Consider the following 21,860-nt stretch of genomic DNA (forward strand, 5'->3'; position numbering starts at 1 on the left):
AACGGCCGCACGGAACGAACGTCTTGATCGGATACGGAAGAAGGCACGTGATGGAACGGATCCTGGTGGTCGGCGCGGGCGCCACGGGCGGGTACTTCGGGGCGCGGCTCGCCCAGGCCGGCCGGGACGTGACGTTCCTGGTACGGCCGCCGCGCGCGGAGCTGCTGCGGGAGCAGGGCCTGCGGCTGACCGGCCCGGCCGAGGACGAGGTGCTGCACCCCCGGGTCGTGACCGCCGGCGAGCTGGCCGAGCCGTACGACATCGTGCTGATCTCGGTGAAGGCGGACGCGCTGTCCGCGGCCGCCGACGACATGGCACCCGCGGTCGGCCCGCAGACCCTGGTCGTGCCCTTCCTCAACGGCATGGCCCACCTCGACCTGCTCGGCGAGCGGTTCGGTCCGGCCGTGCTCGGGGGCGTGGTGCGCGTGGTGACCCAGCTCGGCGCGGACGGCGCGATCGTGCAGCTCGCCCCCGGCGCCGACATGGTGATCGGCGAGCGGGGCGGCGGCCGGTCCGAGCGGGTGGACGCGGCCGGGCGGGTGCTCAAGGCCGACGGCTACGACTTCACGGTCAGCGACGACGTCGTGGGCGCGATGTGGCAGAAGTGGGTCTTCATCGCCACCGCCATGGCCGTCACCTACCTGGCCGGCGGGACGGTCGGCGAGGCGGCCGCCGTGGTCGGCGGACCGGAGGCGGCCACCGCGATCCTGACGGAGGCGGCCTCGGTCGCGCGGGCCGCCGGCCACCCGGTGCCGGGCGGCGTCTTCGCGGCCACGGACGCCGTCATGACCCGCCCCGGCTCGCCCTTCGCCCCGTCGATGTACCGCGACCTGACCGCCGGCCGCCCCGCCGAGGTGGAACACGTCTTGGGCGACCTGGTCGCCCGCGCCCACGACCTAAGCGTCCCGGTCCCGCGGCTGGAGCTGGCCGCCGTACGTGGACGCGTGCACAACAACCGCATCGCGATTGCCGCGGCGCAGGACCGTACCGCCTCCTGAGCGCGGGGCCGCCGCCGGGCGCCCGCTCCTGCGGCGATCCCGGGCCCTTCCGGGGCACCCGGAGCCCTTCCCGAATAGCCGATATATTCCTTTTGTCGCTGGGAAGAATGCCCTGAGAAGGACGAGAGGACGAGCGCACCGGACACGGTGCCACACTGACGTATCGGAGCAGGGATGAGCGCCCTTGCCGGCACCTCCGCGGACCGCGGCTTCTGCCTTCCCGCGGTGGCCGCGGCCGTCGTCGGCCCCACCGGGACCGTACTGCGCTGGTCCGCGGAAGCGGCCGCCCTGCTGGGCCGGCCGGGGGCCGAGGTGTGCGGCAGGCCGTTCGCCGACCTGCTCGCGGACGGCGGAGCGCAATCCCGGCCCGGCGGCGCCTACCGCGGACCGCCCCGCGGCGGGCGGGTGGCGCTGTGCGGCGCCGACGGTGAGGTGGACGCCTGGCTGCGGGTGACCGCCCTGGCCGGCGCGGAGGGGGAGCACCTGGTGCTGATCGCGCCGTACGAGCGGGCCGTCGAATGGGGCGAGGGCACCTCGCTGCTGCGCGCGGTGCGCGGCCAGCAGCGGATCGGCATCGCCTTGCACCGCACCGACCTGCGCCTGGAGCAGACCAACATCACGCCGGAGATGTTCGGCGGCCCGCCGGTCGCACCCGGCGTCGCCCTCGCCGACGTACTGCGGCCGCCGGACGCGGCCGCCGTGGAGGCCGTGCTCGCCGACGTGCTGCACAGCGGCGTGCCCGTGCTCGGCTCGAACCACCTGATCCGGTCGGACGGCGACAGCCCGCCGTACGAGTGGACCATGAGTCTGTCGGCCTTCCGCCTGGAGGACGCAGCTGGGCGGCCCTCGGGAGTGGCCGCCGTCATGTACGACGTCAGCGAGCAGGAACGCGTCCGCCGGCACCGCGAACTGCTGCACCGCGCCGCCGAGCGCATCGGATTCTCGCTGGACGTCCGCCACATCGCGCGGGCCCTGGCCGACGTGGTCGCCGAGGTCGGCAGCCTGGTGACCGTGGACCTGGCCGCACCGGTGCTCGACGGCAACGAGCCGTCCCCCGCGTTCGGCGGGAACCCCCCGCTGGTCCGGGTCGCGGTGGCCGGCGCGGACGGCACCTGGCCGCCGGACCTGCTGAACGTGGGGGAGCGCTATCCGGACCTTCCGGAGAGCCCCGAGATCAAGCTGATCGGGGAAGGCAGATCGATCACCCTCGCCCGGGAGGACGTCGCGCGGGCCCTCGGCCACGATCCCGGGCTCTGCCGCACCTTGCTGCCGCCGCAGGCCCAATGGGCCGTGGTCTCCCCGCTGTTCGCCCGCGGGACCATGTTCGGCAGCCTGACCACCTGGCGGGACGAGCCGTCGGCCCCCTTCGACGAGCACGATGTGGAACTGCTCGCCGAGATCAGCTCGCGCGCCGCCCTCGGCATCGACAACGCCCGCCGCTACACCCATGAGCACAAGGCCGCCGTCGCCCTGCAGCAGAGCCTGCTGCCGCGTGCGGTGACCAACACCTCCGCGGTGCGAACGGCCGGCGTCTACCGCCCGGCCCGCGGCGGTGCCGGTGTGGGCGGCGACTGGTTCGACGTCATCCCGCTGCCCTCGTTGCGGGTCGCCTTCGTCGTCGGCGACGTCTTCGGCCACGGCCTGTCCGCCGCGGCCACCATGGGCCGGCTCCGCACCGCCGTGCAGACCTTCGCCGCCCTCGAACTCGAACCCGCCGAGGTTCTGGGGCACATGGCCGACCTGGTGCAGCGCATCGCCGCCGAGAGGCCGTTCCAGGACCGCGACATGGTGGGCGCCACCTGCATGTACGCCGTGTACGACCCGGCGACCTGCCAGTGCGTCGTGGCCAACGCCGGCCAGCCGCCGCCCGTCCTGGTCCGGCCGGACGGCGCCGCCGAAACCCTGTCGGTGCCTCCCGGACCGCCGCTCGGAGTGGCCGGCGAGCCGTTCACCTCCGTCACCTTCGACGTGCCCGAGGCGAGCGTGCTGGCCCTCTTCACCGACGGGCTGCTCGACCTCGACGCCTACGCCGGCCCGGACGGTCCCCTCAGGCTGGGCGAGGCCATCGCGGCGCGGCGCCGGCAGGAGGGCGGAGGCGGCCTGGCGGACACCGGCGGCGAGCTGCTGTCCGAGCAGCAGGGCGGCCGGCCCCGGGACGACGTGGCCCTGCTGCTCGCGCGCACCGCCGCGATCGACCCGGCCAACATGGCGAGCTGGGAATTCCCCGCCGACGCCGAGTCGGTGGCGGCCGGCCGGTCCGCCGCGGTCCGGCAACTGGACAAGTGGGGCCTGGACGACCTGGCCTTCAACACCGAGCTCGTGGTCAGCGAACTGATCACCAACGCCATGCGCTACGCCGGCGGACCCGTGCAACTGCGGCTGATCCGGGACAAGATGCTCATCTGCGAGGTCGCCGACCCCAGCAACACCCAGCCCCGGCTGACCCGCGCCGCCTCCACCGACGAGGGCGGCCGCGGCCTGTTCATCGTCGCCCAGTGCACGGCCCGCTGGGGTTGCCGGTACGGGCAGCGCGGCAAGACGATCTGGACCGAACTGCCCATCACGGCCGAGGCGTCCTGAGGCCGTCCGGCCGTAACGCGAAGCGGCCGCCGGCCCGGCCCGGGTCTTCCGGTCCCGCGATCAGCCGTGCAGCGGGACGTAGACGGCCAGGCACACCCCGGCGCCGATGGCGAAGCCGACCACGGTCTGGGCGCGGGTGTGGTCGGCCAGCGCCACCCGGGACCAGCCGGTCAGGACGGACGCGGCGAGCAGCAGGGGGAGCGGCCCGGGCCCGTACAGGGCGGTGAGGATCACGGTCGCGGCCCCGGCGACCGCGGTGTGGCCGGACACCTTCCACCACACGGTGACGACGCCGCCCGCGGTCAGGCCCGCCGCGGTGGCCGCGACCAGCGCCACCAGATCGCGCGGCGCGCCCAGCGGCGGCAGCGACGCGAGGACGGCGAGCGCGGAGGCGACGGCCACCGTCAGCGGTACGGCACGCTGCCGCCGTACGCGTACGTGCAGATCCGTGTACCGGCCGGCCCGCACTCCCGCCACCACCACGCCCAACGGCACCCCGACCATCACGCACGCCGCCGCCAGCGCCCACCCGATCCCGGCCCGCCCGCCGCCGTGCCACCCGACGGTCAGCAGCAGCGCCAGCAGGACGTTGGCGGGGGCGAGGACATCGGTCACGGTCCGGGCGAGACGGCGCGCGGCGCTTCGGGCGGCGCGAGGGCCGCCGGCGGCGGTGCCGGCGGGCTCGGGTCCGGCGACGGCCGCCACCGGCACTGCGGGACCCGGGGCGGGGGCGGGGTCAGGCCGGTCCCGGCCGGCTCTCGACTCGATCACCCCGGCATTATGCGGGCCGTCGCCCACGGCCTCGTCGCCCGGTCGAGCGCCCGGCCTCGGATCGGGCCCCGCGAACGCGCCATGCGGGCCCGGCGAATCGCGTGTGCGGAGATCAAGCGCAAGGTCCATCATGGGGGTTCACGCCGTACGGGGTCCTGGGGGAAATGCGATGGCGAGGGGGATGCGTGCCGCGATCGGCGCGGTGAGCGCGTCGGTGGTGCTGGCGGTCGCGGTGAGCGGATGCGGCGGAGGGCACGGGGCGAAGGCCGGCGAGCGCCCGGCGACCGGCGCACCGGCCACGTCCGGCGCCGGCACGTCCGTACCGACCACGTCCGTACCGGTCACCCACCCGGCGCCGACGACCACCGGACCCGTACCCGTACCCTCGGCCACCGGGACACCCCTGCCGGTGCCGGTCTTCGGCTCCGCCGTCCCGGTGCTGACCGCACAGCAGCTGAAGGCCGCGACCTTCCGGGACGGCTCCGTGTCCGTGGCGTACGGCATGCCGGTGACGGACCTGAAGTCCCCCGGGACCGTCAAGCGCCGGCCGGTCGCCCCGGCCGCCTGCGATCACGTCATGGCGATCGCCGAGGCCGACACGGCGCCCGCCGGGGTGAGCCAGCTGATCAACTGGAGGACGGACATCTACCCGGGCGGCACGGTCGTCGGCGCCTATCCGCCCGGGGGCGCGCGGCAGGTCTTCCGGGCGCTGACCGCCGACCTGGCCCTGTGCCGGGCGGTCTCGGGTACCGACTACGGCGGTGCGAAATTCACGAACCGCATCGTTGTCGAACCGCGGCCCGCGGTGGGCGCGCAGGCCGTGCGGTTCGACGAAGTGGCCCACCTGCCGGACGGGGACGTGCGGTACAACGAGTGGACCGCGGTCCGCGTCGGCGACGTCGTCGTCTCCTTCGAGATGACCGACATCGGCCGCCGCACCCCCTTCCCGCCCGCCCTGGTCACCGAGCAGGTGCGGCGGCTCGCCGACGCCCAGCGCTCCGCGTCCCGCGGGTAGCCCGGCCCGGAAGCCCGGGCCGGGGAGCTGTCACGCCGCCGGATAGCTCCACTTCTGGTTGCTCTGGCCGTTGCAGTCCCAGATGATCAGGCGGGTGCCGTCGCCCGTGCCCGCGCCCGCCGCGTCCAGGCAGCGGCCCGAGGCAGGGTTGCGGATGGTGCCGTCGCCCGGGGTGGTCCACTGCTGGTTGCCGCCGCCGTTGCAACTCCACAGTTCGACGTTCGTGTTGTTCGCGGTGCCGCCGCCCGTGACATCCAGGCACTTGCCGAGCGACTGGAAGGTGCCGCCGGTACGGGTCCAGGTCTGGTTCGTGCCGCCGTTGCAGGTGTAGAGGGTCACGGTGGCGCCGTCGGCGGTGTTGCCGCCGTTGACGTCCATGCACTTGCCCGACCCGGCGCCGGTCACCGGACCGCTGCCGCCCGGCCCCGCGATGCCGGCCCCGGTGAGCTTGACCAGCCGGGACCCGTGCGCGGGCACCGAGTTCGCGGTCCAGCTCCCGGTGGCGGTGCCCAGGTCGGCCCGGGCGGCCAGATCCCGTACGGAGGCGCTGCCGGTCAGGCCCAGCGAGCTGAAGGCGACACTGACCGTCGCGGCGGCGGAACCGGTGTTGAACACGCCGACCACCGTGCTGCCGTCCGGCAGCCGCTTCGCCCAGACCTGCTGGCCACCACCGCTGACCTGGGTCGGGACGACGCCCGACTGGTCGACGGCGATCACCTCGGGATTCGTCAGGATCGCCTGCGCCTTGGCGTCCTCGAACCAGACGTCGCCGCCGACGTACAGCGGCGCCGAGGCCATCGACCAGAAGTTCATCACCGTCTGCCGCTCGGTGTCGTTCAGCCCGTCCTGCACGCCGGAGCCGGTGTTGTTGTTGATCGGCATCGAGTCCAGGTCCGGCCAGTAGTTGCCGCCCACATGGCCGAGCCAGGCCGGCAGGTCGGCGAACCGGGCGCTGACCGAGCTGTTCCAGGACGAGATCGTGTCGCAGTAGCACTCGACGTCGGTGTCCACCCGGACCCCGTTGACGTACGGGCGCAGCGCGTCGGCCTCGGCGACCGGCACCGGCCAGCCGCTGGCGGTCAGGTAGATCGGCCGGCCGGAGCGGTCGATGGCCCGGGACCAGACGGCGAGATTGTCGGCCGGCACGTCCGCGGTGGTCGCGCCGCCGTTCAGGTGCTGCCCGTCCACCTTGATCAGGTCCACGCCCCAGGAGGCGAAGGTGCTCACCACCGCGTCGTAGTACGGCTGGGTGCAGGAGTTGGTGTAGTCGACCGCGTAATCCGTGCCGCTGCCCCACCCGTTGGGCACCTGGGTCAGCGGCTGACGGACGATGTCCCTGGTGTGGCACGAGGTGCCGGGAATGGGCGCGTTGGCGTCGTAGGCCGCGCCGGGCAGGCCGACCACGTCGTAGATCCCGGCCTTGAGCCCCTTGCCGTGGATGTAGTCGACGACCGCCTTGATCCCGTCGGGGAAGCGGCCGGTGTCGGCCTTGGGCACGCCTTTGCCGTCGACGCCGCTGCTCCAGCCGGAGTCCAAGTTGAGGTAGCTGTAGCCGGCCGGCAGCAGCTTGGCGGCGAGCGTGTCGGCGGCGTTCTTCACGTTCTGCTCGGTCAGCCAGCCCGAGCCGTACCCGGGGTGCGTGGAGGACTCCACGCTCCAGGTGCTGAAGCCCATGAACGGCTTGGCGCCGATGTCGCTCTTGGCCTGGGCCGGCGCGCCGGGCAGGACCAGCAGGGCGCCGGACGCGACCAGTGCCAGGGGCAGCGCCCGGCTCAGGGCCCTTCGCAGGTGCATGACGGAACCTCCGGTACGGGACCGGGCACGTCGTCCGCGCGCGCTGACCGGTCCGGGGGGGGTGGGGGCTCGTACGGGTCCTCGCCGAGGGTTCCGGACGGCCGCGGCGGCTTCGGGTACGAGGGCGTGCTGCATGGTTGCGTGGACATGACATTCTGGCAGGTCTTGGGGCCGGGCCGCAGCCCGCAGGAGTGCTCCTCCGTGTCACGACGTCGGACCGCACCCGGTCCGTCCGTATGCCCGTCCGCACGCCCGTTTGCGAATCTGTCCGCAAGGGCGACGGCACCAGCTTCTCGCGTGAATGCCAGGCGCTTCACAGCCGCCGGACGCGCAGCACTCCGGTCAGCATCGGCAGCGTGAACTCGCCCTGGGCGGTCTCCGGTCGGCTCGCGAGGAATGCGCGGATCCGGCCCAGCGTCGCCTCTCGGTCCTGGTTCGGCATGACCAGCACCCCCGCCCGTGTCGCGAGGGTCGCGACGAGGGAGTCGGCGGTGCGGCGCTGCCCGTGCGGGAACTCGGCCTGCACCGGCGAGCCGAACCGGGCGGCCGCGCCGGTCTTCGGAAGGTGTGCGCCGGCCGTCGCGGCGCGCCAGGCGGCGGGCGTGTCCCGAGGGCCGACGGCCGCGCTCCCGCCGGCCCGCGCGAGTCCGGCGACCCACTCGACCCGGTCGTCCATCAGGTTCCACAGGCCTGCCAGGACGCCGCCGGGGGCGAGGACCCTGGCGATCTCGGGTCCCGCGACCGCCATGTCGAACCAGTGCATGGCGTTGCCGGCCAGCACGGCATCCACGGAGGCGTCCGGCAGCGGTATCGCCTCGGCGCTGCCCGACAGGGCACGGACTCCCGGCAGCGAGCGGCGCAGCTCGGCCAGCATCGCCGGGTCGGGCTCGACCGCGATGACGTCGGCCCCCAGCGCGACCAGCGCGGCGGTCAGCTTGCCGGTTCCGGCGCCGAGGTCGAGTACGCGCGGTCCGGGCGCGGGCTCGAGCGCCCAGCGCATCGCGGCCTGCGCGTAGTCCGGACGGTGTTCGGCGTATGCGACCGCGGCCGCGCCGAACGACGAGGCGTGCAGCCGCCGTTCATCCTGATCCACCCGGCCACGCTATCGGCGCCGATGGCGGTGGGCCAGCCCCGTGACGTACCGGGCCGCGACTCCCGTAGAGAATTCGGTTTCGTTCCGCACTGCACGCACGGCCCCTGTTCATTACGCTCGATGCGTAGCCGAATCGAAGGGATCGGGGGCCGGCGACGCATGCCAGAAGGGTGAACGGGATGCAGGAACCGAACGCGCATGGAGACCCGACTCCGGGGGAATACACGTACATCGTGGTGGGCGCGGGGACGGCCGGATCCGTCGTGGCGGAACGATTGAGCGAGCAACCCGGCACCACCGTCCTCCTGCTGGAGGCGGGGAGCGCCGATCGCCCCGACGACGGCCTCATGCCGTCCTTCTGGGGAAGCCGCTTCGACTGGGCGTTCACCAGCACGCCGCAGGAGGGCCTGGACGGAGTGAGCGTCCCGGTTCCCCGTGGCCGCGGACTGGGCGGTTCCAGCACCATCAATTCCTCGTTCCACATCCGTGGCCACAGCACCAGCTATGACGCGTGGAACGAATCCGGCGCCGAGGGCTGGAATTTCCGTGCGCTGCTGCCGTTTTTCCGGCGCAGCGAGCGGACTACCGGCACGGATGCGCATTGGCGGGGGACCGAGGGCCCCATGGTCGTGGAACGGCCGCCCGATCCCTCCCGCGACGAATTCCAGAACGCCGCATCGGCGGCGGCGACGCAAGCCGGTTACCATCTGCTCGCCGACGGCAACGGTGAGGAGACCGAGGGCGCGGCAGCCACCGAGCTGAACGTGGTGAGCGGGGCGCGCCAGAGCGTGGCGGACGCCTACCTGCGGCCTGCCATGTCCCGCCCCAACCTCGAGGTGATCAGCGATGCCGTGGTGCGCCGGCTCGTGATCGAGGACGGTCGCTGTGTCGGCGTCGAATACGCGGTAGGCGGCCGCCCGGCCGTGGCCCGGGCCGGCGGCGAAGTCGTGCTCTGTGCCGGCGCGATCGGATCCGCCCAGCTCCTGCTGCTCTCGGGCATCGGTCCCGCGGAGCAACTCCGCGCGGCCGGTGTCGACGTGGTCCACGACCTGCCCGGCGTGGGGGAGAACCTTCAGGACCACCCGTACGCGCACGTCGGCTTCCGCACGTCGGAGCCGGTGGCCGCGACCAACGCGAACCTCGTCCACGTCCTGACCCGCAGCTCCGCGGGGGCGGACCCCGACCTCCAACTCGTCGTGGTGCCCTACCTCTTTCCGGTGCGAGCCGCGCAATCCAGGGACGAACCGTGGGGCAGCGGTTCCTGGCAGCCGTCGAGCCTGCCCGGTTATTCCGTCGTCTTCGCACTCATGCGCCCCCTGAGCCGGGGCACGGTCCGGCTCGCCGACGCCGACCCCGCCTCCGAGCCGCTGATCGACCTGGGGCTCTACCAGGACCGTCGCGACCTGGAGAGCATGGTGCGTGGCCTCAACGTCGCCACGGACCTCGGCAGTTCCGACGCCTTCGCGCCCTGGCGCCCGAACGGGACGGCACAGCCCGTCGGCGACCTCGCCGATCCACGCGCCTACGCCGTCCTCGCCACCGGAAGCTACTTCCACCTCGCCGGGACCTGCGCGATGGGCACCGGCCCCCAATCCGTCGTCGACCCCGAACTGCGCGTCCACGGCATCGACGGCCTGCGCGTCGTCGACGCCTCCGTGATGCCCTCACTCCCCAGCGCCAACATCAACGCCTCCGTCCTGGCCCTCGCCGAACGAGCCGCCGCCTTCATCCCGGCCTGACGCGCCATTCCCCCGGGACGGGCCTGCGGGCCCGGCGTCGTCGCCCGGAGTGCCGCGGGGCCCGTGCACAGACATGACCTCTTCCCGCCTGCCGCCGCCCACGCGTCGTCGTGCCTGCGGTTCCGGGTCGCGGCTGCTCAGGAGCACTGAACGTCGGGCGCGGCGGGCCGGGAATCACGGCGTGGCCGGCGTGTTGGCACTGATGGGTGCCGATGGCGCCGGCCACCGTGCGCGCGAGGAAGGGGAGCCGGTCGGCGCTGGAGCGCGCGGGGTCGTACGGACCACCGGCGGGAGCCGTGCGGACCGCGCCGCGGGCGGCGGAACGAGCGACGATGGAAGTGGAGGCCCGGGCGGCTCCGGGCCCACGCGCCGTGCGGAAGGAGGGCGCGATGAACGGATCCGTGACCGTGGGGCGGATCAGGGGCGTGCCCCTGCGGATCCATTGGACCGCCCCGCTGCTGGTGATCGTCATCGGCGTCGGGCTCGGCTCCAGTACGCTCCCGGCCTGGGCACCCGGCCACTCCAGCACTGCGTACCGGATCGCCGCGATCGTCGGGGCACTGCTGCTGGCGGCGAGCCTGGTGCTGCACGAGGCCGCGCACGCCCTGCTCGCCCGGCGGTCCGGGATCGAGGTCAAGGACGTCACGGTGTTCGCCCTGGGCGGCGTCACCCGGATGGGCCAGGCCACCACGCCCCGCACCCAGGGGTGGGTCGCGGCCGTCGGGCCGTTGACCAGCCTGCTGCTGGGCGGCCTCGGCTTCGCCGGCGCGGTGCTGACGCACGACGCCTTCCACTGGGCGGTGCCGGCCGCGGTGCTTGCCTGGACCGGCTGGGCGAACGTACTGCTCGGCGCGTTCAACCTGCTGCCGGCCGCCCCGCTGGACGGCGGGCGGGTGCTCCAGGCGATCGTCTGGCGGCTGCGCGGCGACCGCGAACGGGCGATCCGGGTGGCAGGCCGCTGCGGCCAGGTGGCGGGCGCCCTGATGGTGCTCGGCGGCTGGGTGGAGTTCGCCAAGGGCGGCGCCGGCGGCCTGTGGCTCACCGTGCTCGGGCTGTTCGTGGCGATGGCCGCCTACGCCGAGGTCCGCCGGTCGGTGCTGTACGACGCACTGCGCGGGGTCCGGGTGGCCGAGGCGATGGCGACGCCGGTGGTGACCGGACAGGACTGGCTCACCGTGGACCGCTTCCTCGCCGAGACCGTGCCCCGGACCGGCCGCCGGGTGATCCCGCTGACCGACTTCGACGGCCGGCCCAGCGGGGTCGTCACGGTGCCAGGCCTGCTCACCGTTCCCACCGCGCGCAGGTCCGAGGTCAGGGTCCGCGACCTGGCCGTCCCGCTCGGCCGCTGCACCCTCGCCGCGCCCGACGACCGGGTCACCGACGTCCTCGAACGCGGCGGCCTGACCCCCACCGGCCACGTCCTGGTCCTCGACGAGGGCCGCGTCGCCGGCATCCTCACCCCCGAGGACATCACCCGCCTCGCCCAGCACCACCACCGCCCTCCGGCCACCCCGAACTTCCGCAAGGTGGGCTGAGGCCAGGCGTACGCAACGGCGGCGGCCCCCGGTGCGCGATGAACGCACCGAGGGCCGCCTCGGGTGCCGGCGCCGTAAAAGACGGGGCACCCCGCCCTCAGGACGCCGGCAGCCCGTACCCCCGGACCCGGATGCCGTCCAGCCGGCCGAACACCGTGTCCTCGAAGCCGACCGCGGGACCCTCCTTCCGGCCGCGCACACCGAACAGGCCCGTCACGACCGCCTCGGTCACGGCGGCGGCCGCCACGCTGTCCCGGTTGGAGACCCCGCGCTCGGCGACCCGGTAGGAGCCGTCGGGGGTGACCTCCATGGCCTGGCCCCACAGGGCGCCGGAGGTCGCGCGGTGGGCCCGGCGCAGGATGCCGGCCGCCAGGTCCGGGCGGTCCAGCCGGCACAGGCCGTACGCGGTCGCGCCGGGCCAGGCCGCGAAGGCGCCGGCCGCGCCGTGGTCGGGCCGGTCGGAGAAGGGCGCCACCGGGTCCTGCGGGTCCAGTGCCCGCATCCAGTCCCCGTCCAGCAGGTGGTCGGTGACGAAGGAGACCATCCGCGCCCGCTGGTCCGGCGGCAGATCCTCGGCCAGATGCGCGGCCACCAGGACGAAGTCCAGGCAGTGGCCGATCGCCTCGGGCCCCTCCGGATGGGCGATCAGCCACCGGCCGTCGCCCGCGTACTGCCCGAGCACCGCCCGCGCCAGCCGGTCTCCCTCCGCCCGGGCGGTCGCCGCCTCCCCGCGGTGGCCGAGCGAGTCCAGCAGCCCGGCCAGCGACCGGAGCATGCCGGCGTAGCCGGCGTTGAACGACACCACCGCGTCCCGGTAGTTGGGCACGCACTCCAGCAGTTCCCACGCGTCGCGCCCGAAGTCGACCAGCTCCCCGGTGCCGAACGCCGCCCGCCGCGAGCGCGGCCGGTAGGCCAGGGCCCGCAGGTGGTCCAGCACGGTGCGGTCCGCGGCCCGCTCGGCGAGCAGCCCGGTGTCGCCGGTGACGTCGAGATACGCGGTGACCGTGTGGAACAGGGCGTGGTCGTTGGCCGCGTAATGGTTGCCGACCGGCATCAGGTTGTACGTGTCGAAGGAGTGGCAGTGGTCGTACGGCTGGGCCAGCGCCGCCAGGATCCAGGCCCGCATGCCCTTGGGCTCCAGCATCGCGGCGGTGCCGGCGAACTCCGACTGGTCCCAGAAGAAGGTGGTGGTCGGGCCCAGCCGCGGCCCCCCGGTGAGGAAGACCGGCCCGGTCCGGGACACCCGGGTGTTGCGCATCCACAGCATCAGCAGCGCGCCCAGGTAGTACGTACGGGCCAGATCCGCGTCCGGGGTGTCCAGCGTCGGCAGATGACCGGAGAACTCACCGTTCCCCGGGGTGAACGCCGCCCGCCAGGTGCCCCGCCAGCGCTCGGCGGTCTCGTCGAACGCCGCACCGAAACCGGCGGCGGCGTCGGCGGCCGAGGCCCGCACCCGCTCCGGCGCGGCGCCGATGTCCAGCACGACGCCCAGCTCCCGGGACTCGCCGGGGCCGAGCAGGAGCTGCCAGCGGGCCGAGCCACGCGAGCCGAGCGCGGTGAGCGAGCCGGGCGCGTCGGTGAAGGCGTACGCCGAGCACGCCGTGCTCCGCTCGTCCGTGACCACCACCTCGCCGCCGGTCACCCGCGCGGTCCACCGCCGCCCGCCCCACCAGGGCAGGGTGCGGGCCACCTCGACACCGTCCACCAGCAGCGTGGCGCCGTCGTCGGCCACCCGGGCGGTGATCATGTGCCAGGCCCCGGCCGTCAGCGGCTCCTCGGCGCTCACGTGCTCGCCGCCGGCCCGCAGCCACAGCCGCCCGCCGCTCACCCCGACCTGCAACGAGTCCGGGTGGTTGCCGTGGGTGGCGATCACCCCGTCCGAGCCGGTGTGGTCCACCCGCAGGTCCAGTACGAGCGCGTCACCGGCGGCGAGCGAGGCGGTGCCCACCCGCAGATCGGTGTCGGCCCGGACCGTGTGCACCGCCCTGCCGTCACCGATCGCCGCCCGGGTGCCGTCCGCGTGCTCCACCGCCAGCTGGCGCACCAGGCAGGGCGCGCCCGGCGCCCGGGAACGGCCCGCGTCCGGCGTGGAGTGGTCGGGCAGTTCGGACTCCAGCAGCATCGGGGCCGAGTCCTCGTCGCGCTGGATGCCGGGGATGCGCGGCGAGCCGAGCCGTACCCAGCGCTCGCCGTGCGGCAGGAGCTGCACCTGGCGCGGCTCGTCCGCCAGCACCTCGGCCCGCAGCCGCTCGGTGGCGTAGAAGTCGTGGTGGTGCCCGGCGTTCCACGGCGTGCCGTACAGCCAGCCCCAGTCGACCTCGCTGCGGGCGACCATCGCGAGCAGTTCCTGTTCCAGCGCAGCGGGCACCGGGTCCGCGGAGTCGTTGCGCACGGTGATCCGCCACATCACCCGGCTGCGCTCGTAGCCCAGCCGGACCTCGGTGCGTACGGTCAGCGGGCCGTGGGCGGCCTCCCGCCGCACGCCCCACGGCGTCCAGCGGAACCGCTCGGCGGCGAGCGGCCGGCCGTCGATCTGCAGCACGCCGGTGTGGTAGCCGCCGCTGAAGGGCGCCAGAGCCAGCCAGGACAACGATGTCAGGTCCGCGTTGACGTGCGCCTGACCCCATTGGTTGCGCAATGAGGGCAGGTGCGCCAGCTTCCCGGCCGGCATCCAGTCGCCGGCCAGGTCGTCCAGCGGGGGCAGGCCCGCAAGCGGCTCGGGAGCGGGCTCGGCCGCCTCGCCGGCCACCGCCTCCGGCACCGCGCTCACTTGGTCGATCCCGCGGTCAGGCCGGCGATGAACTGCTTCTGCATCGCCAGGTAGCCGGCCACCGGGACGATCCCGGCGAGGAACATGATGCCGAACAGCTGTCCGTAATCCATCTGGAACTGCCCCACGGAGAGATAGAGACCGGTCGTGATGGTCTGGCCCTGCAACGGGCCGAGGATGAACTGCGGGTTGAGGAAGTCGTTCCAGATCCACAGCGACAGGAAGATGGCCACAGTGGCGGTGGCCGGCCGCACGAGCGGCATGACGATCGACCACCACACCCGCAGGCCGCCCGCGCCGTCCAGGCGGGCCGCCTCCACCACCTCGTCCGGCACCGCCCGCATGAAGCCGACGTAGACGAACACGGCGAAGGAGAAATAGCCGCCGCCCAGGTTGGACAGGATCAGCCCCGGATAACTGTGGGCCAGGCCCAGGAAGTTCAGGATGTGGATGGTGGGCAGCAGCACCACCTGCGGCGGGATCATCAGACCCGCGGCGAGCATGGCCAGGATCGCCGCCCGCAGCCGGGTGCGCCGCCGGGAGATCCAGAAGCTGAACGCCGAGCCCAGCGGGATCAGCAGCAGCACCGAACAGACCACCACGATCAGCGAGTTGCGCAGGCCCAGCTGCAGCAGGTGGTCGGGCCGGTCCAGCGCGGTGCGCAGGTTGCCGAGGGTCGGATGGACCGGCGGCGCCGCCGGATCCGAGACGATGTCGTTCTCCTTCTTGAAGGCGTTGACGATCGTCAGGTAGATGGGGCTGACGAAGACCAGGACCACCACGACGGCCAGGGTCAGCCGGGCCGGGCTCAGCCAGCGGGCCCGACCGGCGCGCGGACGCTGCGGCTCGGCGGGCCGGCGGGTGCGCACCGGCCGCTTCGGTACGGTCACCGGGCGCGGCGCACCGGTGTGCTGGACGGTCACAGGTCCACCTCCCGGCGCCGCAGCAGGCTGGTGACGGACAGGGCGATGACCGCGGACAGGGCCAGCAGGAACATCGCGATCGCCGAGGCGTAGCCGAACCGGTCGCTGCTGAAGGCGGTCTTGACGATGTACTGGGCGGTGGACTGGGTGGCGTTGGCCGGACCGCCGGAGGTGAGCACCTGGATGACGTCGTACAGCTTGAGCACCGTGATCAGCGAGATGGTGACGCTGATGGTGGTGGCCGGCGCGACCATGCGCAAGGTGATCATGCGGAACTGCTGGCGGGCGTTGGCGCCGTCGATGGATCCGGCGTCGTACAGCTCGCGCGGGATGTTCTGCAGCGCCGCCAGGTAGACCACAGTGGTGAACCCGGACAGCACCCAGGCGACCACGACGCCCACCGAGACCTGGGCCAGGTGCGGGGTGCCCAGCCAGTCCACCGGGTGGCTCACCAGGTGGCTGCGGGTGAGCACGCTGTTGAGCAGCCCGTCCTGGGTCAGGATCGTCTTCCAGACGAAGCCGACGATCACCCCGGAGATCACCTGGGGGAGGAAGGCGATGGTGCGCAGCACCCGGTAGCTCAGGTCGGTACGGTCCAGCAGCATCGCGAAGAGCAGACCGATGACGTTGGCCACCGCGGTCACGCCGATCGCGAGCGCGAGGGTGTAGACGACGCTGTCGCGCAACTGGGTGTCGTGCAGCATCTCGCGGTAGTTCGCCAGGCCGATCCAGTTGCTGCCCGCCTTCAGCGGGTTCTCGTCGGTGAAGCTGCTGCGCAGGCTCATGAAGACCGGGAGGACGATGAAGACCAGGTAGAGCACCAGGCCGAGCGCCGCGATCACTCGCAGCCCCAGGTCCTGTGTGGTGTCGCGGAACCAGTGGGTGAGCGGTCTCACCGATCCCCTCCTTCCGTGCGGTGCGGGCCGGCCGTGGCGCCGGCGTGGTTCGTGCCGTTCATCACTTGGTCGCGGTGCTCCACGCCTGGTCGAGCTTGGCCATCTGGCCCTTGACGTCGGAGGAGTTGAACAGCGCCTGGGCGGCGGCGTAGAAGTCGTTGTTGAGCGAGCCCGGCAGCGCGTCGTCACTGGTCGCCCAGCCGATCGCGGCCACCTTGGTGTTCTGGCCGGTCACGTAGGCGTAGGAGTTGGTGAACGCGGGGCTCACGGTGGCGCCGTAGTCCTTCAGCGTCTTGCCCTTCAGCATCGGGTAGGCGCCGTCGCCCTCGATCAGGGCCTTGAGATTGCCCGGGTCCAGCGACCACGCCTTGGCGAAGGCCATCGCGCCCGCGCTGTCCTTGGCCTTGGTGCTCACCGCCATCGAGCCGCCCACCGCGAACGGCAGCACCAGCGAGCCGTCGTCGGTCGGCCAGGGGAAGACGCCGATGGTGTTCCACTGGTCCTTCGGGATCGAGCCCAGGTACCAGCTGCCCATCGGGTACATCGCGGCCTTGCCGGCGTTGAAGTTCTTGATCGAGTCGGCGTAGCTGACGTTGAGCGCGCCCTGCTCGAAGTAGCCCTTCTCCACCAGGGTGCGCATCTTGGTGGCGGCCGTGACCACGTCGGCGTCGCCGAACTTGACCGAGCCCGCGTACCGTTCCTGGATCCACTTGGGGTCCTTGCCGAGCACGTCCGCGCTGATCGCCCCGGTCAGCGGCATGGCGGCGGCGAAGGGGTCGTTGCCGCCGAGCTCCATCGGCGTGATGCCCGCCGCCTTGAGCTTGGCGTTGACGTCCAGGAACTGCTGCCAGGTCTTCGGGGGCTGCACGCCGGCCTTCGCGAACAGCGTCTTGTTGTAGAACACCAGCGGGATGATCTGGGAGTTGGTCGGCGGGATGTAGACCTTGCCCTTGATCGCGTTGCCCTGCGGCAGCAGGAAGTTCTGGTCGACCCAGGACTGGTCGTACGGCTGGAGCAGCCCCGCGTCGGTGTACTGCGAGGGCGTGATGGACTCCAGCAGGTCCGGGAACTGCCCCGACGCCTGGAGCTGCTTGGCGTACGAGTCGCGGTCCGTGCTGGGCGCCACGATCTGCTTGATGGTCACGCCCGGCACGGCCTTCTCGGCCCTGGCGATCGACGTCTTCCAGAACGCGGGCGTCAGCGACGGGGTGTTGAAGGTCATGTACGTCAGCGCCGACCCCCCGCCCGAGCCGCCGCCCGAGGTGGCGGAGGAGCATCCTGCGAGCAGCAGCAGACCTGCCGCGGCGACGACGGCACTTCGTCTACGCATGGCCGTACCTTTCGGAAAGAGGTTGTGCGGAGGGATTGGGACACACGCCACCCGTGCTCCGGAACGCTGAAGCGGCTCGGCCCCGGATCGGTGAGATAACGTTGTCTCGCCGAGTACAGTAGGGTTCCGCGTCAGCAAGTCAAGACCTCACGCGATCACGGAGCGATCTCGGGCCGGCCGGGCGACGCAACGCGAAGCCACCGGGCCGGGCCGTACCGTCGGTCACGGGGGCCGGCCGGACGACCGGGGAACCGAGCAAGCCAGGAAATGCCAGCGAATGCCAGGGAAGGGGAGCGAAGTGGCGGCTTCTGCAGCCGGCGGGCCGGGCGTGCCGCGTACGCGCCGGCCGACGATGGTCGACGTGGCCCGGGAGGCGGGGGTCGCGCTGCGAACGGTCTCCAGGGTGGTCAACGGCGACGCCACGGTGGGCCCCGCCTTCGCCAGCCGGGTCCAGCAGGCCATCGACCGGCTCGGCTACCAGCCCGACGAGCGGGCCCGGCAGTTGCGCAGCGGCCGCACCGGCACCATCGGGGCGGCGGTCCGGCACATCGCCGACGCCCACCCGGTGCTGCGCGCGGTCGACGAGGAGGCCCGCGAGGCGGGGCTGACGGTGGTCGCGATGTCCACCGAGGACGACGAGGTACGGGAGCGCGAGGCAGTGATGTCCATGTGCCGGCGGCGCATGGACGGGATCATCATCGAGCCGATCGCCGACGGCCATCAGTACCTCCAGCCGGAGATCGACTCCGGGCTCGCGGTCGTCGCCTTCGACCGGCCGGCCACCGGCGTGGAGGTGGACACCGTGCTGTCCGACAACCGCGGCGGCATCCGGCAGGCGTTCGAGCACCTGGCCGCGCACGGCCACCGCAGGATCGGCTACATCGGTGACGACGAGCGCATCTACACCGGGCGCGAGCGCGCCATCGCCTTCCGGGACTGCCTGAACGCGGCCGGCGTGGGAGTGGAGGGCATGGTCCACCCCGGCCCCATCGAGACCGCCCGCATCGGGGCGGCCCTGGAGACACTGCGCGGCGGCCCGGACCCCGCCACCGCCATCGTCACCGGCAACTTCTCCACCACCGTCGCCGTCATCCGCGCGCTCGGCTCCGGATACGGCGGCACCGCGCTGGTCGGCTTCGACGACTTCGGGCTGGCGGACCTGCTGCGGCCGGCCCTGACCGTGGTCGCCCAGGGCGACACCGAGATCGGCCGGACCGCGATCGAGCTCTTCCGCTCGCGCCTGGCCGAACCCGACCGGCCGGTGCGGACGGTCACCGTCTCCACCACGCTGGTCGCGCGCGGCTCGGGGGAGATCAGGCCCTGATCTCCGGGAGCGGGGCGGCCCGAAAACCTCCGGGAAGCAGGGTTGGTCCGGAAGGCGGTGCGGGCCGCCCGGCGCGATGCCCGGCGCCGCTCAGTCCCCGACCCGGACCAGCCCGCTCTCGTAGGCGAAGATCACCGCGTGGATACGGTCCCGGAGGCCGAGTTTGGTCAGGATGCGGCCGAGGTGGGTCTTGACGGTGGTCTCCCCGACGAAGAGGCAGTCGGCGATCTCGCCGTTGGTCAGCCCCCGGGCCACCAGGGCGAGGACTTCCCGTTCCCGCTCGGTGAGAGCCGCCAGGCGGCCGCGCTGGGCGGGCGCGGACGCGGGGGCGTGCAGGACGAAACGCTCGACCAGGCGCCGGGTGAGCGAGGGTGCCACCATGACCTCCCCCCGCAGCACCGCCCGGACGGTCACCAGGATCTCCTCGGCGGGGGCGTCCTTGACGAGGAAGCCGTTCGCGCCGGCACGCAGGGCCGCGTAGGCGTATTCGTCGAGGTCGAAGGTGGTGACGACGAGGATCCGGGGCCCATCGGGTTGCGCGCAGAGGCGTTCGGTCGCGGCGAGCCCGTCCAGACCGGGCATGCGTACGTCCATCAGGACGAGGTCCGGCTCCAGGGCGGCCACGCCCGCGAGCGCCGCGTCGCCGTCGGCGGCCTCGCCCACCACGGTGAGATCGGGCTGGCTGTCGACGACCATGCGCAGTCCCATCCGGATCAGCTCCTGGTCGTCGCAGATCAGCACCCGGGACACCGCCGGAGCGGCCGCGGGTGCCGGGCCGGTCATGAGGCCGCCGTGGCGGGCGCGGGTTCGGCGGGGCGCAGGGTGGCGGCGACCCGGTAGCCGCCGCCGGGCGTGGGCCCTGCGTCGACGCTCCCGCCGTAGCGGGCGGCACGTTCGCGCATGCCGGTGATTCCACGACCGGAGGAGAGCAGCGGGGCGGGGCGCTTCGCGGCGGTTCCCCCTCCGGCCCCGGCCGAGTTCTCCACCCGGACCCGGACCAGTCGCCCGGGCCCCTCGGTACCGGTGTTGACCCGTACGTGGATCGTGGCGTCCGGCGGCGCGTGCTTGACCACGTTGGTGAGTGCCTCCTGCACGATGCGGTACGTCTGCGCCGTGAGATCCGCGGGAAGGCCGCCCCGCTCGCCGCGCAGCTCCAGCCGGGCGCGCGTGCCGCTCGTGTCGAGGCGTGCGACCAGCCGCCGCAGATCGGCCGCGAGGGAGTCGGTGGCCCCACCGGGACGGGCGCAGGAGCCGGGATCGGAGCCGGGGCCGTCGGCCGATGCGTCCGCGCCGGGCGTACGCAGCACCTCCAGCAGCCGGCGCAGTTCGCCCAGGGCCTCACGGCCGGTCGCGCTGATGACGCCGAGGGCGCGGTCGACGGCGGCGGGGTCGGCCTGCCGCATCAGCCTGCCGCCCTCGGCGTTCAGAACCATCACGCTCATGCTGTGCGCCAGGACGTCGTGGATCTCGCGGGCGATACGGGCCCGCTCCTCGGCGGCGGCGACCCGGGCCAGGGCGATGCGCTCGGACTCGGCCAGCACGGCCCGCCGCTCGAACTCGGCCATATAGGCCCGCCGGGCACGGACGTACTCGCCGAACACCCAGGCCCCGGCCAGCAGCAGCCCCACCGCGAGCGGGGTGAGCCAGGCACCGCGGGCGCCCGGGCCCCCGTGGACCCGCTGCCAGGCGGGAATCCACAGCAGAACACAGCCGGCGGCACACACCACCGTCGCCGCGGCGGCCCGGCGCAGGCCGCGCACCGTGAGGGTGGCCAGGACCGCGGCCAGGGCGACGGCGCCGCGTCCCAGTTCCTCTCCCCACACCTGTCCGAGGTACTGCGCCCAGAACGCGGCCAGCACCAGGGCCGCGACGAGCACCGGCCGGCGGCGGCGCCACACCAGGGGCAGCACCAGGGCGACGTACATGCCCGCCTGCACCCGGACCGGCCGCCAGTCCGGCTCCGGGCGGATCACCGGGGGCATGGCCACCAGCACGACCAGCAGGAGGTCCGTCAGCCACGGGTGGCCCCGCCGCAAGCGGGGCAGGGTCTCGATCAGCCGGTGCACCCGCCTCACGCTACGGCCGGGGTCCGCTGCCCCACATCGTCCCGCAGGGCGTCGCGGGGTCCTCCCGCGGTCGTACGGACACCGGCCCGGGATACGACGTGCGGCCACCCGGGGCGCTTCCAGCATGACCGCCATGTCGATCACCACCGAGTTCCTCAGACGGCCCCTCATGACCGGTGCCGTGGCGGCCAGTTCACGACGACTGGCGCTCGCGATGACCGAGGGCATCGGCCTGGAGCGGGCCCGGCTCGTGGCCGAACTCGGCCCGGGGACCGGGGTGTTCACCGACGCGATCCTCGCCCGGCTCGCGCCCGGCGCACGACTCGTCGCGGTCGAGCTCAACCCGGTGCTCGCGGACCGGCTGGCGGCCACCCGCCGCGACACACGGCTGACCGTGGTGCCGGGATCGGCCGCCGACCTGGCCGCCGCGGTGCGCGAACCGGTCGACGCGGTGGTCTCCGGGCTGCCGTGGACGGTCATGCCGCGGGAACGGCGCGAGCACATCCTGGACGCCGTGACCGAAGTCCTCGCGCCCGGCGGCCGGTTCACCACCTTCGCCTATCTGCACGCGGCCTGGACCCCGCCCGCCCGTCACTTCACCGCCGAACTCGCCCACCGCTTCGACCACGTGGAGCGCTCGAGGGTGGTCTGGCCGAACCTTCCGCCCGCTTTCGTGCACCGGGCCACCCGGAAGCCCTGACCGCGAGCGGGCCCACGGGGGTGCGGGCCGCTACCGGGAAGGCCGCGGCCGGGAAGACCGGCGCGAGGGGTTCCGTGGCCGAGGCAGCCCGCGCTGGGTGAGTCCGCTCCTGCACATGCGCCGCTCCCGTACTGCGTCGCCCTCGACCTGTGCCGCTTCCGTACCCGCGCCGCTCCGCAGCTCGTCGAATCGGCTGTCCCCGCAGGTCGGCGCCAGGCCACTGGCCGGGCGCCGACCTGCGGCGCGTCATCTCCCCGCGCCTTTGGACGCTCCCGGCGAACCGTACGCGCCGGACCTCCGCAGCCCCTCGCTCGGCGGATCCGCTT

At 73.4% G+C, this 21,860-nt stretch carries 16 protein-coding genes; 7 read left to right on the top strand and 9 right to left on the bottom strand.

What is annotated here, in order from left to right; genetic code table 11:
• Positions 1-50: 50 nt before the first annotated feature.
• Together ITX44_RS02845 and ITX44_RS02850 are read left to right on the top strand one after the other, a co-directional pair.
• Complete coding sequence (locus ITX44_RS02845) at positions 51-998, top strand: ketopantoate reductase family protein (RefSeq protein ID WP_205355322.1); 948 nt, start codon at positions 51-53, stop codon at positions 996-998.
• Positions 999-1,172: 174 nt separating this feature from the next.
• Positions 1,173-3,578, top strand: coding sequence for an ATP-binding SpoIIE family protein phosphatase (locus ITX44_RS02850; protein ID WP_205355323.1), 2,406 nt, complete (start codon positions 1,173-1,175; stop codon positions 3,576-3,578).
• 60 nt (positions 3,579-3,638) lie between these two features.
• Here ITX44_RS02850 and ITX44_RS42525 read toward each other — a convergent pair whose 3' ends face one another.
• Complete coding sequence (locus ITX44_RS42525) at positions 3,639-4,349, bottom strand: phosphatase PAP2 family protein (protein ID WP_205355324.1); 711 nt, start codon at positions 4,347-4,349, stop codon at positions 3,639-3,641.
• A 169-nt stretch (positions 4,350-4,518) separates the two neighbouring features.
• Between ITX44_RS42525 and ITX44_RS02860 the strand changes: the two genes are divergently transcribed.
• On the top strand, positions 4,519-5,364 hold the full coding sequence (locus tag ITX44_RS02860) for a hypothetical protein (RefSeq protein ID WP_205355325.1): 846 nt from the start codon (positions 4,519-4,521) through the stop codon (positions 5,362-5,364).
• A 30-nt stretch (positions 5,365-5,394) separates the two neighbouring features.
• Here the strand turns inward: ITX44_RS02860 and ITX44_RS02865 are convergent, their stop codons facing one another.
• Positions 5,395-7,158: a glycoside hydrolase family 27 protein gene (locus ITX44_RS02865; protein WP_205355326.1), complete on the bottom strand. Its 1,764-nt coding sequence runs from the start codon at positions 7,156-7,158 to the stop codon at positions 5,395-5,397.
• 313 nt (positions 7,159-7,471) lie between these two features.
• Entirely contained in the window at positions 7,472-8,251 is a 780-nt protein-coding gene (locus ITX44_RS02870; protein ID WP_205355327.1) for a class I SAM-dependent methyltransferase, read from the bottom strand.
• Between the two features lie 179 nt (positions 8,252-8,430).
• Between ITX44_RS02870 and ITX44_RS02875 the strand changes: the two genes are divergently transcribed.
• Positions 8,431-9,990, top strand: coding sequence for a GMC family oxidoreductase (locus tag ITX44_RS02875; protein ID WP_205355328.1), 1,560 nt, complete (start codon positions 8,431-8,433; stop codon positions 9,988-9,990).
• A gap of 389 nt (positions 9,991-10,379) precedes the next feature.
• Positions 10,380-11,525, top strand: coding sequence for a site-2 protease family protein (locus ITX44_RS02880; RefSeq protein ID WP_205355329.1), 1,146 nt, complete (start codon positions 10,380-10,382; stop codon positions 11,523-11,525).
• 97 nt (positions 11,526-11,622) lie between these two features.
• Here the strand turns inward: ITX44_RS02880 and ITX44_RS02885 are convergent, their stop codons facing one another.
• The 4 genes from ITX44_RS02885 to ITX44_RS02900 form a co-directional block, all read right to left on the bottom strand.
• Positions 11,623-14,295 (bottom strand): LamG domain-containing protein, encoded by a 2,673-nt coding sequence (locus ITX44_RS02885; RefSeq protein WP_205355330.1) that lies wholly within the window; start codon positions 14,293-14,295, stop codon positions 11,623-11,625.
• Positions 14,292-15,218, bottom strand: coding sequence for a carbohydrate ABC transporter permease (locus ITX44_RS02890; protein WP_307795050.1), 927 nt, complete (start codon positions 15,216-15,218; stop codon positions 14,292-14,294). The genes ITX44_RS02885 and ITX44_RS02890 overlap by 4 nt, the downstream gene beginning before the upstream one ends.
• Positions 15,215-16,114, bottom strand: a complete 900-nt coding sequence (locus tag ITX44_RS02895) for a carbohydrate ABC transporter permease (protein ID WP_307795051.1) — start codon at positions 16,112-16,114, stop codon at positions 15,215-15,217. The genes ITX44_RS02890 and ITX44_RS02895 overlap by 4 nt, the downstream gene beginning before the upstream one ends.
• A gap of 61 nt (positions 16,115-16,175) precedes the next feature.
• Positions 16,176-17,444 (bottom strand): ABC transporter substrate-binding protein, encoded by a 1,269-nt coding sequence (locus ITX44_RS02900; RefSeq protein ID WP_205355331.1) that lies wholly within the window; start codon positions 17,442-17,444, stop codon positions 16,176-16,178.
• 298 nt (positions 17,445-17,742) lie between these two features.
• Between ITX44_RS02900 and ITX44_RS02905 the strand changes: the two genes are divergently transcribed.
• Complete coding sequence (locus ITX44_RS02905) at positions 17,743-18,768, top strand: LacI family DNA-binding transcriptional regulator (RefSeq protein ID WP_307795052.1); 1,026 nt, start codon at positions 17,743-17,745, stop codon at positions 18,766-18,768.
• 90 nt (positions 18,769-18,858) lie between these two features.
• Here the strand turns inward: ITX44_RS02905 and ITX44_RS02910 are convergent, their stop codons facing one another.
• Together ITX44_RS02910 and ITX44_RS02915 are read right to left on the bottom strand one after the other, a co-directional pair.
• On the bottom strand, positions 18,859-19,551 hold the full coding sequence (locus ITX44_RS02910) for a response regulator (RefSeq protein ID WP_205355332.1): 693 nt from the start codon (positions 19,549-19,551) through the stop codon (positions 18,859-18,861).
• The gene (locus ITX44_RS02915; RefSeq protein WP_205355333.1) at positions 19,548-20,834 is read right to left on the bottom strand and encodes a sensor histidine kinase; all 1,287 of its coding nucleotides are present in this window, start codon (positions 20,832-20,834) and stop codon (positions 19,548-19,550) included. Before ITX44_RS02915 ends, ITX44_RS02910 begins: the two co-directional genes overlap by 4 nt.
• Before the next feature lie 133 nt (positions 20,835-20,967).
• Between ITX44_RS02915 and ITX44_RS02920 the strand changes: the two genes are divergently transcribed.
• A complete protein-coding gene (locus tag ITX44_RS02920) occupies positions 20,968-21,534 on the top strand; it encodes a class I SAM-dependent methyltransferase (RefSeq protein ID WP_236059739.1) in 567 nt (188 codons plus the stop codon).
• Positions 21,535-21,860: the final 326 nt, after the last annotated feature.

The organism is Actinacidiphila acididurans, assembly GCF_016918855.1.
Taxonomy (GTDB): domain Bacteria; phylum Actinomycetota; class Actinomycetes; order Streptomycetales; family Streptomycetaceae; genus Actinacidiphila; species Actinacidiphila acididurans.